The sequence below is a fragment of the Streptomyces sp. NPDC002773 genome (assembly GCF_040295605.1).
In the GTDB taxonomy this organism is placed as follows: Bacteria; Actinomycetota; Actinomycetes; order Streptomycetales; family Streptomycetaceae; genus Streptomyces.
Map to the genome: position 1 here is coordinate 1 of NZ_JBEOVO010000065.1, position 13,089 is coordinate 13,089.

At 67.3% G+C, this 13,089-nt stretch carries 12 protein-coding genes and 2 pseudogenes; 8 read left to right on the forward strand and 6 right to left on the reverse strand.

Annotated elements, in window-relative coordinates; all coding sequences use genetic code 11:
• Positions 1–102: 102 nt before the first annotated feature.
• Both ABT034_RS34840 and ABT034_RS34845 read right to left on the reverse strand, forming a co-directional pair.
• Positions 103–531: a RacP protein gene (locus ABT034_RS34840; protein WP_351221125.1), complete on the reverse strand. Its 429-nt coding sequence runs from the start codon at positions 529–531 to the stop codon at positions 103–105.
• A gap of 3 nt (positions 532–534) precedes the next feature.
• Positions 535–811: pseudogene (locus ABT034_RS34845) on the reverse strand (DUF6192 family protein); the annotation flags it as partial.
• 17 nt (positions 812–828) lie between these two features.
• On the opposite strand from ABT034_RS34845, the gene ABT034_RS34850 reads away from it, so the two are divergent.
• The 4 genes from ABT034_RS34850 (at position 829) to ABT034_RS34865 (ending at position 3,306) form a co-directional block, all read left to right on the forward strand.
• Entirely contained in the window at positions 829–1,194 is a 366-nt protein-coding gene (locus ABT034_RS34850; protein WP_351221126.1) for a DddA-like double-stranded DNA deaminase toxin, read from the forward strand.
• Positions 1,191–1,676, forward strand: a complete 486-nt coding sequence (locus ABT034_RS34855; RefSeq protein WP_351221127.1) for an Imm1 family immunity protein — start codon at positions 1,191–1,193, stop codon at positions 1,674–1,676. The genes ABT034_RS34850 and ABT034_RS34855 overlap by 4 nt, the downstream gene beginning before the upstream one ends.
• 417 nt (positions 1,677–2,093) lie before the next feature.
• Positions 2,094–2,567 (forward strand): SPW repeat protein, encoded by a 474-nt coding sequence (locus tag ABT034_RS34860; RefSeq protein ID WP_351221128.1) that lies wholly within the window; start codon positions 2,094–2,096, stop codon positions 2,565–2,567.
• A 169-nt stretch (positions 2,568–2,736) separates the two neighbouring features.
• A complete protein-coding gene (locus ABT034_RS34865; protein WP_351221129.1) occupies positions 2,737–3,306 on the forward strand; it encodes a hypothetical protein in 570 nt (189 codons plus the stop codon).
• 1,505 nt (positions 3,307–4,811) lie between these two features.
• On the opposite strand, the gene ABT034_RS34870 is transcribed toward ABT034_RS34865, so the two are convergent.
• Positions 4,812–5,513 (reverse strand): tectonin domain-containing protein, encoded by a 702-nt coding sequence (locus ABT034_RS34870; protein ID WP_351221130.1) that lies wholly within the window; start codon positions 5,511–5,513, stop codon positions 4,812–4,814.
• Positions 5,514–6,181: 668 nt separating this feature from the next.
• Positions 6,182–6,445: a hypothetical protein gene (locus ABT034_RS34875; RefSeq protein WP_351221131.1), complete on the reverse strand. Its 264-nt coding sequence runs from the start codon at positions 6,443–6,445 to the stop codon at positions 6,182–6,184.
• Positions 6,446–6,676: 231 nt separating this feature from the next.
• Here ABT034_RS34875 and ABT034_RS34880 point away from each other — a divergent pair.
• Positions 6,677–7,911, forward strand: a pseudogene (locus ABT034_RS34880) (IS110 family RNA-guided transposase).
• 59 nt (positions 7,912–7,970) lie between these two features.
• On the opposite strand, the gene ABT034_RS34885 reads toward ABT034_RS34880, so the two are convergent.
• Entirely contained in the window at positions 7,971–8,282 is a 312-nt protein-coding gene (locus tag ABT034_RS34885; protein WP_351221132.1) for a hypothetical protein, read from the reverse strand.
• A 188-nt stretch (positions 8,283–8,470) separates the two neighbouring features.
• On the opposite strand from ABT034_RS34885, the gene ABT034_RS34890 reads away from it, so the two are divergent.
• A complete protein-coding gene (locus ABT034_RS34890) occupies positions 8,471–8,635 on the forward strand; it encodes a hypothetical protein (protein WP_351221133.1) in 165 nt (54 codons plus the stop codon).
• A gap of 913 nt (positions 8,636–9,548) precedes the next feature.
• Positions 9,549–9,746, forward strand: a complete 198-nt coding sequence (locus ABT034_RS34895) for a hypothetical protein (protein ID WP_351221134.1) — start codon at positions 9,549–9,551, stop codon at positions 9,744–9,746.
• Positions 9,747–9,924: 178 nt separating this feature from the next.
• Here ABT034_RS34895 and ABT034_RS35375 read toward each other — a convergent pair whose 3' ends face one another.
• Positions 9,925–12,600, reverse strand: a complete 2,676-nt coding sequence (locus ABT034_RS35375) for a SpoIIE family protein phosphatase (RefSeq protein WP_502973112.1) — start codon at positions 12,598–12,600, stop codon at positions 9,925–9,927.
• A 295-nt stretch (positions 12,601–12,895) separates the two neighbouring features.
• On the opposite strand from ABT034_RS35375, the gene ABT034_RS34905 reads away from it, so the two are divergent.
• Positions 12,896–13,089, forward strand: a 194-nt coding sequence (locus tag ABT034_RS34905) for a hypothetical protein (protein ID WP_351221135.1), incomplete at its 3' end; no start/stop codon positions are given.

Below are 13,089 nucleotides of genomic sequence, written 5' to 3' on the forward strand. Positions count from 1 at the left end.
GCCCTGACGTCCTCCCCGAACCCGGCCATCATCGGGGTGTCGACGATGCCGGGGGCGATGGTGACGACCCGGAGGCGGCCGGGCCCGGATGATCGGTGAGGGTCAGGCATCGATGTAGTCGGCAATCACGTCGAGCGTGGATTCCACCGAGCTGAGCTGGGTGTTCAGGTGTCGGATCCAGCGGCCCTTGGGCTGCAGGGCGGCGTGCGTGGCGACGAGGCCGGTGATGAACCGGCGGATCTCGGTGAGCTTCTCGCGGATCACCGAGACCTCGTATGCCTGAAGCTCGGCCGGGTCCGAGCAGAACCTGTAGCCGTCCGCCCGGTTCCAGATCAGCGGAGGCCAGCCGCGCTCGGCGATGATGTCCCGCAGGCAGGCCAGCCCCGCCGTGACCTGGCTCTTGCTGAGCGCCGAGGCCCGGCCCAGCTGCTCGGAGGTCAGCCCGGCCGGCCTCGCCTCGAAGAGGACCTTGCGGCCGGTGTCGGCGTGCCGCTCGGCGGCCGGCGACCGGCGCTTGGAAGCGCGGGGCATCGCCTACTCGCCCTGGAGGAGACGGGCCAGGGCGCCGTCCATGTCGACCTTCCCGGTGTCGACCGCCGTCTCGACCCAGTCGAGCGTCGCCCTCACCCGCGCGCAGTTCTCTCTGATCACGGCCTGCTCGTCCTCGCCGAGCTGCCGGTCCCGCAGGCCCGGGACGACCCGGCCCGCGGCGGCGACGAACGCGTGGCAGGCAGAGACCAGGTCGAGGGAGGAACTCCACCGTGCGGTCGATCTGGCGGATCGCCGGCGCGACGGGACTGGTCTGCTCGAAGCGGAGATATTCACGCATTGGATGGGACTAAAATCCCTGCCGCCGACACGGATGAGCTCCGTATGCTGATGAGTGGAGAGCATGACAGTCTTTACGGTCGTGCGGATGAACTTCTTAAGTCATCAGGTCACGAGTTGTATCCGTACAAGGCTAAGGGTGCATACAGTATCGCTTCTCACGTGGAGACGAAGTATGCCGCCTTCATGAAGGATAACGGAATCCAGAACGCCTCCGTTGTTATCAACAACAGCGGAGTGTGCAAGAGTTACTGGAACTGCACAAACGCGGTGGAGGCGATCCTGCCTGTTGGATCGACGCTCAAGGTATGCTATCCGGGCTCAGGAAGTCCTGTGACGCTCTACGGTAAGAGGGTGAGGCCTTGATTTCGGCTGTCAATTTCAACGGAGAAAAGCGCTATCTTCGAGACGCTGAAGAAGTTCTGGACTCTCTCGGCGAGGTGCTCCGGCCTGGAGTCGGGGACGAAAACCATGTAAAGGCAGTCTGGCTGGCCTTCGAGCGCGAAGAGGACAAAGCTCCGGTGAGCTTCCTGGACGTTAGCGCAAATCTGGAGGTTGATCTCGGGGGGATCGTTTGGTTCGCAAGCGACAGCGAAGCCAGGCGAATCGAAATGGAAACAGGAAGTGACATGGGGAACTACTTTTGGGTGTCCGAAAGTGAAACGGTTCCGCAAGGTGAATTTCCCGTCTTCTCTGACCATTACGCCCCCTCGTACTTCGACCCGCGCGGAGTGCTCTCTCTGGCGGATGTTCGAAAAGCTGTAGAGGAGTTCTGTCAAACAGGCGGAAGTCGCCCCAATGGGATCCGTTGGGTTACCGGAAACCAGAACGGCACATGGCTCGACTGACAACCCACCAGGTTTTGGGCGGACTAGATTCACGCCTGCGAGCCGACCGTGTGTAGGAGTGGCCCTGCGAGATCTCTTCTCGCAGGGCCACTCTGCTGTTGTGGGTCGCGGACCGGGCAAGATAAAGGCACACGTAAGCCTCTGCGCCCCTGAGGCAGCAGCCGGGCGCGGACGCCGCACGTGGTTGACCAACAGGATGCAGGGCCTTGGAACCGGTGGTGTTCTCGCGATGAGCTGCGCCGGACACCGCGGTACCCGCGTCCGACATCACGGCGACGCCGACGAGTACGCCCCCGCTCCCAGTGCAACGAGTCCGGCCGTTCTGTTCCAGATCAGACCGGCTTTCTATGGAATGGGCCTGTTTATCACTATTTTATGGGTAGGGGCGAGTCGACCAGTCCTTCTCTGGAGGTCATCATGGCGACCACTCATCGCGCACCCATCGACGAGCATCCCGACCTGGTGGAGCTGCGGGCCCGGCACGACCGTGCCGCTGCCACTCCGCGGGCCCAGATGATCGAGGCCCTGGCCCTGATCACCGGTCTCTATCTCGCCGCGTCCCCGTGGATAGCCGGCTTCAACGGCTTCACCACCCTTGCTGTCACCAACCTCATCGCCGGCATCGCCTACATGCTGCTGCTCGGCGGCCTCGGCAACTCCTACGAACGCACCCACTCCATGGCCTGGGCCGCCGCCGCCATCGGCATCTGGACTTGTGTCGCCCCCTGGGTCGTCGCCGGGGACGTCGCCCACACCCGATCCATCACCAGCAACCTCATCACCGGCGCCGTCGCGACTCTCCTCGCCCTTGCCGCCGCCTCCGCGGCCCGCGACCGTGGCGACAACCGCCACGGTGCACGCAGCCGCCGCTCCACGGCCGACGAGCACTGACCTGATCCCGCACGGCGAGATCCTCGGGACGAATCGTTCGGGCGAGCAGTGATGGCGGCCCCGCCGAGATACGGCGAAGGTGATCAGTGCTCGTCCGCTTCCCCGGCCACTCCCATCTCCAGGGATCTTTGCCGGCCACATCCACCCCACTCCTTCGAGGAGCACTGTTATGTCCGAGCGCAACACACTCATCCGCAGCCTGCACGATGTCGGCCTGGCCGCCTGGTTCGGCGGCTCGCTGATGGGCGCGGTCGGCCTCAACGGCGCCGCCAAGGACGAAGGCGGCACCGACACGGCCACGGACCGGATCGCTTCCGCCGGCTGGGCGAAGTGGACGCCGGTCAACGCCGCCGCCATCGGCGCGCACCTGTTCGGCGGCGGCGGACTGCTGGCCGCCAACGCCCACCGCGTCGCCACCCAGCAGGGCGTGGCCGCCTCCACCACGGCCAAGACGGTCCTCACCGCCGCGGCCCTGGCCGCCACCGCCTACGCCCGCGTCCTGGGCAAGAAGATCGAGCTGGCCGCCTCCACAGACCCGGACGACGCCGAGAAGGCGAACGAGCACCCCATCGACCTCTACAAGGCCCGCAGGCAGCTGACCTGGGTCCAGTGGGCGGTCCCGGCACTCACCGGGGGCCTGGTGGTCCTCAACGCCTTCCACGGCGAGCAGCAGCGTGCCCACCAGCAGATCACCGGCATGTGGGAGCGAGCACGCTCCGTGAGCCCCTTCATGCAATGACACTCCACTCCCGCACCAGCTCAAGAGGCGCCGGTAGAAGGTCGAGGACATCGACGAGGCTCGCCATGCGGGTTTGCCGTATCTGGGTGACGCCAGCAGTGTTCATGAACTATGCCACGTGGATTCTTTGCAACCGCGGACAGGCCAGAGGCACGGTAAGGAGAACGCAGCCGCTGCCAGTGCCGGTGCAGCGCGGGTGAGGCACGCCCCTCGAGTACGGACCGGCCAACGGGCTTCCTGCGCCTCGACGCACATGCCCCGACGCACATGCCCTCGGTGGTGACTGCTCGGCGACCAGGAGGGTGTACCTCACCCACGCACATCCCGGCGCGCCCGACGCGCGGTCGAGGTCGAGCCCGTCCGTGCCGTCATCGGCTGGGACGGTCGCCCCCCGCACGAGTGGCACAAACGCGCCTTCCCACCCATCTGGTGAACGAGAGATCAGCAGCGCACCGTACGGGCTCGTTCGCGCCGTGGGCGGCCAACAGAGCGCAGGCAACGGCGTAGCGTGGAAGTGGTCGGGTGCCCTTGCGGGCGGCGCCTGCCGTCCGAATCCTGCCCCGGCCGCAGCCCCCTTTGGACGCATCATGGTCATCACATACAGAGTCGCGACGGCGGGGATCGCGGCGGCACTCTCCTTCGGTGGTGTGGCAGTCGTCAGCGCCGTACAGGTTGCCGGGCAAGCCGAACAGGGCATCGTCCAGGCTGACCGGCAAAAGCCCCGCCCGCTCCAGCCGGTTTCGCCTCCTGGGCTCGTTCAGTCGGAGGTGGAGCGCCCCGATCAGGCGAACACCCCAGTCACCGGGCGCACGAACCAGTTCAAGTAGGCCGTACCGCAGCTCACCCGCCCCATAGCCACGGCCAGGCCGAACGCCTCTTCTCGCCCGACTGGTGACCTGGCGGCGCTCCGGTCAGCCCTCGTCTTCGTCCTCGTCTGGTTCCGCGTCGCCGATGGTGACGCGGACGTCGTGGACGGCCTGGAGCAGCTCAGGCAGGGCTCCACGCGGCCCAGAGACCGGCGGACCCCGGCCGCGTCCTCGCGCCGGCCGTGCATGTGGACGCCCAGGGCGGCCGCCGCCGTCGTCACCGCCGACCACGCTGTGAACTGCGTCGGCGGCGTGTTGTCGGCGTCCGGGTCGTCGGGGCCGTCGCCCGCGGCCTGGACGGCGAACTCCTCGGCCAGGCAGAGAACTCGCCGTTGCGGGGCAGCCGGTTCGTGCAAGGAGCACTCCGCGCGCCGTCGCACGCCGACCTCGGACAGGTACGGCTCCTGGAAGGCGGCGACCCCCCCAGGACGCACCCGGCACAGGCAGGGGGAGCGGCGGCAGCCGTGTGCGGCGGGCCGGGATGCTCGTCGGCCGCCGTCAGCTATGACAGACCCCCAGGGCGGCTTAGAGCATGAGGGGCCTAACCGGCGGCGATCGGTTGCCGGTGTTCGAGGCGAAAGAGCTGTGCCCCGTCACCGCAGCGCGGTGACGGGGCGACGAGGCGGAGACTGACTCGGCTCAGGGCTGGTCGCCGGTGTAGCGGTAGATCTCGGCGTTGGCGTTGACGCCCCAGACGGTGCCGTCGGCCGCCGCGCTGATGTCGGTCAGCCCGCCGGGGACGCCGTGCCACGGAGTGGCGTCGTCGTTGGTGAACCGGTAGATCTGTCCCTGCGAGTTGACGCCCCAGACGTTCGACCGCGACCCGGCGGAGATCTTCACCAGACCGCCCGCGATCTTCTTCCAGTGGCCGCCGGTGCCCTGGTCGCCGATGTAGCGGTAGATCTCGGCGTTGGCGTTGACACCCCAGACGGTGCCGTCGGCCGCCGCGCTGATGTCGGTCAGCCCGCCGGGGACGCCGTGCCACGGAGTGGCGTCGTCGTTGGTGAACCGGTAGATCTTCCCTTCCGAGTTGACGCCCCACACGTTCGACCGCGACCCGGCGGAGATCTTCACCAGACCACCCGGGATCTTCTTCCAGTGGCCGCCGGTGCCCTGGTCGCCGGTGTAGCGGTAGATCTCGGCGTTGGCGTTGACGCCCCAGACGGTGCCGTCGGCCGCCGCGCTGATGTCGGTCAGCCCGCCGGGGACGTTGTGCCACGGCGACGCGTCGTCGTTGGTGAACCGATAGATCCTCGCCTCCGAGTTCACCCCCCACACGTTCGACCGCGACCCCGCCGAGATCCCCGTCAGACCGCCCGCGATCTTCTTCCAATGAGCCATGCCGACCTTGTTCCCCTCACTCGTGCTACGCCTTCAGGCGCTCAGCCCGAGACTAGGTCCGTCAAATGGCCCAATACTGGGATTGTTCAAACAAAATAATCTGAAAATAGATGTTTGGTGCTGATCCTTCCCGAACCGCCTGACGAAAGGGCCAGCCGAGCGCCGACACATTGGCCGGATGCGCGGTACCACCTGAGGGGGATCGACACAGCGGCACGAAATGTGCGGGGCCCGGCTGCGCCGCGCGACGGCTGCTCGTGGCGCGAACCTACCGAGTCAGACATGGAGCTGGGGATAGGGTGGCCGGGCCGGCTCCTGCTGAGCACGATCTGCGGTTGGGCCTCACGGGCCAGAAACGATCTAGGCTTCCGCTGAAGCGGCTCGGCCACCCATCCCCGCCGGGGCACAGCCCGGCTTCAAGGCGCGCTCCTCGATGGGAGCCACCCTTAGAGCCGAATTAGAAACGGTCCGCTGGCCGGGGCGCCCGCGTCGGCCAGCGGGAAGCGAGCGGCGAGACCGGTGGGAGAGAACGGGGCAGGAATATGGGGATCACCGCACAACGCTGCCCCATTGAACCGGGAGGGGTAGCGGGGGCTGCGCCGGCTGCGCAGTGGGCCCGGGTTCGTCGCCGGGCCCGGCCGCTACCTCAGCACGGCGGCGAGGTCAGGTCACGGGAGGACGTGAACCTTGATGACCTTTGCGCAGATGGCATACGCCCGCATCGTTCCCGGGTTGACGGTGTCGGTGTTGGTGGCGAAGGCCCACCACCGTTCCCCGCTGATCGGGTGGGACGAGTGGAGCTCGTACCGCTCGGCATGCGAGTTGCCTGCCGTGACGTTCGCCCCGCCTCCGGTAAGGACTTCACCGTCGGGGCAGGCGGCCAAGGCTGCGGCCGTCCCGGGGTGGGTTCCGTCGCCGACCGGGATCGACACGGCAGGGCCCTCAACGATGTGCGGGACCGAAATCGACTTGTCGTCGGGGAGGGATCGCGGCGCCGGGGCGTCACTCGGCACAAGACCGAGGCCCGTACGACGCGCTGGTGTCACGAACAGCTAGTGAGGTGGCGGCCCGGCCCTGGCGGCCGAGGCCTGGAATTAGAATGCTGCGTGACCCACATGGGCTCGTGACCGGCAGGAACGAGGCAATTCTCAGGGAGGGGTGACGTGATCTACTGCGGAATCGACTGGGCAGAGAACCACCACGACGTGGCACTGGTCGACGACTCGGGTCAGCTCCTGGCCAAGGCCCGGATCACCGACGACGTGGCCGGCTACGGGCAACTGCTCGACCTGCTGGCCGAACACGGCGACAGCGCCGACGCTCCCGTCCCCGTCGCGATCGAGACCAACCGAGGGCTGCTCGTCGCCACCCTGCGGTCGGGCACTCGCAGCGTGTACGCGATCAACCCGCTGGCCGCCGCTCGATACCGCGACCGGCACTCGGTGTCCCGGAAGAATCGGATCTCGGCGACGCGCTCGTCCTGGCCAACATCCTGCGCACGGACATGCACGCCCATCGCCCCATAGCCGACGCCTCCGATCTGGCCAGGTCGGTGGCCGTTCTCGCCCGCGCCCAGCAAGACGCCGTCTGGAACCGGCAACAGACCGCCAACCAGCTCCGGTCCCTGCTGCGCGAGTACTACCCCGCCGCCCTGGAGGCCATGGCACGGTGGAAGGGTGGCCTGTGTCGGCCGGAGGCGCTGGAGCTGCTGAAGGCGGCTCCGACCCCGACCGCCGCCGCTCGCCTCACCCGGGCCCAGATCACGGCTGCCCTGAAGCGGGCCGGCCGGCAGCGCGGGATCGATGCGGACACCGAACGGCTCCGGGAAACCTTCCGGGCGGCTTGGGCGCATCACCGTCCCCTCACCGAGCAGGCCATGGGCCGGCAGATGCTCGCCCTGCTCCGGCAGTTCGAAGCTGCCTGCCTGGCGGCGGACGATCTCGCCCAGGCGGCCGAGGAAGCGTTCCTCCAGCACGAGGACGCCGAGATCATCCTCAGCTTCCCCGGTCTCGGTCCGCAGCTTGGCGCCCGCGTCTTCGCCGAGATCGGCGACGACCGGACACGGTTCACCACTGCCCGCGGCCTGAAGGCATACGCCGGGTCCTCACCAGTCACCCGCGCCTCTGGAAAGAAAGCCGCGGTCTCCTACCGCAGGGTCAAGAATCAGCGCCTGAACCACGCCGGCTACCTCTGGGCCTTCTCCGCCCTGCGCGCCTCTCCTGGGGTCATGGCCCGCTACCGCCACCGCCGCAACGCGGGAGACTGGCACGCCTCCGCCCTGCGCAACGTCTTCAACGGCCTGATCGGACAGCTTCACCACTGCCTGCAGCACCGGCAGCTCTTCGACGAGCAGGCGGCCTTCCAAACGGAAACGCATGTGCTGGCGGATGCCGCCTGATTCACGACATCGCCGCAGTCGGCGGGCCAGCCTGGCCAGTGCTTTTCTCTACTTGGCTCTCAGAATCCGTCGCCCCATCCGAAGGCGACCTTGTACGCGCGTTGAAGCGCGTGCTGGCCATGGTCCCCGTCGACATAGGCCCATGCGAGGGCTGCGGCGAACCAGAGCAGAAAGACTCCGCTGACGATGCTCAGAGCGACCAGATTGCCGTACCAGCTGAGGAGGATCAGGGCGATGGCCACGATGGCCGCGCCGATGTGAGCTCCCCGCAGGTCGAGGGACGCAGCCTTGCGTGCGGCTCTGCGTCCGGCTCGTTCTGTGGCGAAGCGTTCTTCTCGAACAGACTGCGGTTCGTTCTCGTCGAAGTTCATCTCATCCCCTTGGAGCTGGACGTCACATGCGCCTGAATCGCGTCGACAGAGACTCGACGTACTTCGCCAGCCCGTCAACTTGACGCTTCGCTTCGTGAGGTGTCTGCGGTGAACCTCTTCGCCCACCCGGCTGATCTGCACGCGAAACGCCCTGCTTGCTCCAGGCCGGGGCCTGTATGCCTGCGGTTGTGATCAAGAACTTTGCCCGCGGCTTCGCCGCTCTCTCCCTCGCCCTGACCCCGCTCGCCGTCCCGGCCTCGGCCCACGCCACCCCGGCCGCTCCCGCGGCGTCGGTGGCCGCGGTCGCGCAGACGTTCCCGCATTCTTTGCCTGCGATCAAGAGGAGTCTGTGACCTGGTGACGGGCTCTGCTCGCCGGGGTAACCGGCGGGCGTAGACGGCTTCCTCGGGTGGGTGGTGGTGCGGAGCCTGCCCCGTGCGGCGTTCTGGTTGATGTCGGTCACACGTGAAAGCCGTCTGGCCTGCCACGAGGTGATGGGGGAGAAGATCCAGCGGCATCGCATGAGTCGATTCATGCCGCGATGCGTACACCTTTACCGTCCCGCCGCTGACCGCCCGCTCCGACCATCAAGCCCAACGTTCTCGCCAGGATTTCCCGCACCCCCACTACTCACCCCCGGAGTCGTGGACGGCCGCGAGCGGTGGCATCTCGGCCAACCTCGGCCCTCGCCACGTTCGCGCAGGTAGCAGGACTTAGAAGGTATTCGCAGCATCGTGCTGTCTGCTGCTGGTTGGTCAACGTTCTGCGTACCTTGACCAGCGCATTCGTTCACCCTGGCGGATTCCAACGGGGTCCCAGGTCGTCCGGTGGCGTCAGCATCTAGTGTCTGATTCCAGGCGCCCGAGCGATGCTGCTCGCGGATCCTCCGGCCGCGATGTACCTTCCCGCTCCACTGGGTGGCACCCCGTCATCCGGTGCTCCGGCAAGACAACGCGTGCACTACCGATTCGCGAGGAGAGCAATGACCGCTGTGCTAACGGAAAATGTGTCCCACCTCACTCTCGTTCGTCTCGTGACGTCTCGTTCTGTTCCGATGCGTTCCGATGAGGACCGAGTCAAGGTCGATCTGTTCCCGAAAGCCCTCTGGAAGCACTGTGCTTGCAGTCAGCAGAATCGGGTTGTCCGCGCCCGCCGGATAAACTCCCAGAGACGCACAGAAGGAGCCCTGTAACCCCGACGGCCAGGTCGGGAGGGCTCCCTGCGCGGCATCCCAGCACGCCCTCAAAAGACGAAAGGAAGACCTGAATGCAGGGTAACAAGAACGCGGCCGGTGGCGATAGCGGACCGGAGAACACCTGGGTCGCTCGCACGGCCCGCAACCTGCGGAAACGCCTCCACCTGCGTGGACATCGTGTCCATCACCACTTCATCCATGGAGCCAGCTACAGCCTCGGAAGCGGAGCGGTCAGCCTGATCATCCTCTGGCTCCAGAACCGTTTCTGACGATCCAGAGCAGGAGCCCCCGAGGCCCCACGGGGGCCTCGGGGGCTCGAGGGCTTTCATCTTCTCGATATTGGGCGACGATGACGCTCTCTTTCGGCCCGACCTTTCGAGAAACCGACAGTCGGCCGTGTTATGGGGGGCGCGAGACTGTGCAGGTGACCACCGACTCCCCCTCTCACTACGCAACCCCCGGAGAGAGCGTCATCTCGAACCAGACCACCTTTCCGCCGGAGATTGATGCCGCTCCCCAGCGTCGTGCCAGGTGGTTGACGATAAACAGGCCGCGCCCGCCCTCGTCGGTGTCGAGTGCCCGCCGCTGTCGCGGCAGCTGCGGGGAGTCGTCGCTGACCTCGCAGCGGAGCACGTCCGTCCGCAGGAGCCGCAGGGTCACGGGCCGTTCCGCGTACCGCACGGCGTTGGTCACGACCTCGCTGATCAGCAGTTCCACCGAGTCCGTCAGCTCCTCCAGGTCCCAGCGGGCGAGCGCCCGCCGGGCGAGCCGGCGGGCCCGGCCGGGGGCCGCGTCCTCCGGCTCCAGGAACCACAAGGCCACGTCGCTCGGCGCGATGCCGTCGAAACGGGCCGCGAGCAGCGCGATGTCGTCGTCCCTGTCGCCGAGATCCAGTATGTCGAGGACGTCGTCGCAGAGCGGCTCAAGGGGCGGCGGTTGGTCCGGGCCCGTCAGCTGCGCGGTCGCCGCGAGGCGCTCCCGCAGCTGCTCGATGCCGGTCCACACGTCCCGCAACCGGGACTCCACCAGACCGTCCGTGTAGAGCAGCAGCGTGGCACCCGCGGGCGCGTCCAGCTCGACCGCCTCGAAGTCCACCCCGCCGACTCCGATCGGGGCGCCGGGCGGCACCCGCAGCACCTCGGCGCGGCCGCCGAGGTGGAGCAGTATCGGCGGCGGATGGCCCGCGCTGGCCACGGTGATCCGGTGCGCAATCGGGTCGTACACCACGCACATGCAGGTCGCCATCCGGCCCCGTCCGAGCCGCTGCGCCTGCTCGTCCAAACGGTGCAGGACCTCCTGCGGCGGCAGGTCGAGCCCCGCCAGGGTCTGCGCGGTGGTGCGCAGCTGGCCCATGATCGCCGCCGAGGTCATGGAGTGGCCCATGACGTCCCCGACCATCAAGGCGACCCGGCTGCCGGGCAGCGGGATCGCGTCGTACCAGTCACCGCCGACCCGGGCGGTCTCGGCGGCCGGCAGATAGCGCGAGGCGAGCTTGACGCCGGTGGGCTGCGGCAGCGAGTCGGGCAGCATCGTCCGCTGGAGCTCGTCGGCGATGTACGCCTCACGCCCGTAGAGCACGGCCTTGTCGATGCCGAGCGCGGTGTGCGTGGCCAACTGCGACGCGACCAGCAGGTCGTCCTCTTCGAAGGCAGGACGTTCTGGGCTGCGATGGAACACGACTGTGCCGATGACGCGGCGCCGTCCTCGTACGGGCGCGAGGATCATCCGATGGCCGCTGTGCGGAGACTGGTCTGCGCCCAGTAGCTCGAGCAAGGCAGCTTGGGCGCTGACGGAGTCGCCGAAGACTGGTCGCACCCCGCGCAGCACGGCTGCCAGTTCTCCTCCGGACCGTACCGTGCAGAGTTCGGACACTGGGAGCGGGGTGAAATCGGGGATGAAGGCGTGTTCTTCACCGGGCACGTCCGAGGGCCTCATACGGTCCGTGCGGCGCAGGCGCAGTACGAACGGCGCCACCGGGCGTTCATCACCCACTGGTAGCGGCTCCCGCAGATAGACCAGGATCTCGTCGGAGAAGGTCGGCACGGTGGCCCGGCACAGGCCGAGCACGATCTCGTCCAGGTCGAGGCCGCGCGCGATGCGCCGGGTCGCAGCACCGGTGAATCGCATCCTGTCTGTACTGGCGCTCTCGGGCAATGCCCGGGGAGGAGTACTCATGCCGCTGGTGGGGGAGTTATCGGGGGTTGTTCCGAACAACCCCTCCGAGCTCTTTTCGCCCTGCGCGCTGGACGCTTCGCCAACGATGATCCGGTTCTGGTCCTTCTCGGCCCAGCCCACGTCCGCGGCTGCTTCCTGGACCGCTTCGTGTTCGCGGTCGAGGACGTCCCGGGCTTTTTGCAGGGCCACATCGACCTGGTCGAGCGCGTCGTCGTCGACTGCTCCTCTCTGGTCGGGGAGCACGACAGCGGAATCGACCACTGTCGTGTCGTCTGGGCCGGCAGCCGGACGCAGACCGCGGAGTTCTTCCTCCAGCTGGCTGATCTGCCGGGCCGCCAGGTCGGCCACCTGCTGTGCCTTGTCCCGTTCGGCTTCCGCTCGTGCGAGCTGCAGCCGGAGATCTTCTGCCTGGTGCTGAGCCCGGTCAAGCCGTGTCTCGGCCTTCTCCACCTCCACCGGCAGGGGGTTGTAGGAGGTCTTGATCGAGTCGAGCTGCCTGCTGAGCTGTGCGACCTGCGCCTGGGTCTGCCCGAGCAGGACGAACAGGACGGTCGCTACCTGAAGCGCCTGCACCCGGGCCTGCTCGCTCACCTCGTACGCCTGGCGTACGCGGTTGAGGTCTTCCAACGCCGCGATGGTGCGCTGCTGGGCCTCGATCAGGCTGTACGCCGGATCATGCGAGGCCGACGTCGGTGACGTGCCGGCAGCGGTCCATAAAATCTTGATGTGCTTGAGGCGTTCGCTCGCTTCGTGTCCTGTCTCGGTGGGGAAGCAGACGTCCGAGACCGCTTCGGCAAGCTCCCAGGTCAGGCTCACGCCGTTCAGCTGTTCACGCAGACGCCGCAGCGTTGGGATCGGGCCTTCGAAGTGCTCCGGGGTCAGAAGAACGTGGAGCCTCGCGACAGAGATGTTCGATTCGTCGAGCCAGTCCCGCAGAGTGTGGACCAAGTCGTTGATCTCTCGACACGGCCCGCGGGCCTGCGCCCAGGGCCGTCCGGGCCTCTTCGCGGTCCCCACCTGATCCCTCCAGCCACGAGTTAATCCCCGAACAACCCCACGTTGTCCCGGGAACAACATCCAACCGGTTCATTCGCGCAGGTGAGGGGTGGATGGTGAAAACAGGACGCACGCCAGGTGCCCTTTCACCGAGAGAACTGGAGGTAGACAGTGAACGCGACCGACACCGCGCTGTCATTGGTGACGGACAGCGGGCCTACGGCCCCCCGAGCCCTGTGAGCGCGCGGTGATTTTCAAGATCGAGGTACTCAACGCTCTCGTGTTCCTTCTGGCGTTGTTCACCGGCGGGGTGGTGTACCGGCGTTCGCACAGCATCGAGTCCGCCGTCGTGTCGGGCGCCGCAGTGGCGGCCACGCTCGTCATCCTGTTCAACCCGATCGCGAGCGGCACGGCGATGAGCGAGACGACTGGTCCGGCGCC